The sequence below is a fragment of the Flavobacterium succinicans LMG 10402 genome (assembly GCF_000611675.1).
In the GTDB taxonomy this organism is placed as follows: domain Bacteria; phylum Bacteroidota; class Bacteroidia; order Flavobacteriales; family Flavobacteriaceae; genus Flavobacterium; species Flavobacterium succinicans.
Map to the genome: position 1 here is coordinate 1 of NZ_JATV01000039.1, position 556 is coordinate 556.

Annotated in this window: 1 protein-coding gene; it reads right to left on the bottom strand. The window is 36.0% G+C overall.

The window, feature by feature from the left end:
* Positions 1 to 556: sterol desaturase family protein (locus tag AO58_RS0116725; protein WP_024982774.1), on the bottom strand; the 556-nt coding region annotated here is incomplete at both ends.

Here is a 556-nt window from a genome sequence, read left to right on the forward strand (position 1 = left end):
ATACTCGAGATAATAAATCCACTTTCTTTGTTCTAATAAAGCACCGCAATTCACTAACGTAATCAATATAAAGAACAACACAAAAACCTTATCGAAGGCGCTTAAGAACTCAAAATAATACGTAAAAGCAGTCAGAATCAAAGTTGAAACTCCTAATTGAATGTACAGATAATTCTTAAACCGAAGTCGCTGATTGGGATTGGCTTTGTCCTGCAGAAACCGTTTTTCTAAGATTGGACGTATGTCTTGATCCATATGAGCCGGACTTCCGAACACAGCTTTCCACTTTTCTTTGAATCCTTTTGAACGTTTCCATAATTCGTAAATTTCAAAATAGTAGTGAAAATGCTGCCACAAAAAACTATAGCTTTTGAGTGGATGTGTTAATCCGTATTTTGGTTTCTCTTCTTCGGTTTGGAAAGTGCCGAAAAGATGGTCCCAAAAGGTGAACATATCTCCGTAGTTTTTATCTAAATATTTCTCATCAGAGGCATGATGAACCCCATGTACGGAAGGTGTCACAAAAATATACTCTAGCCATTTTATCTTTCCAATA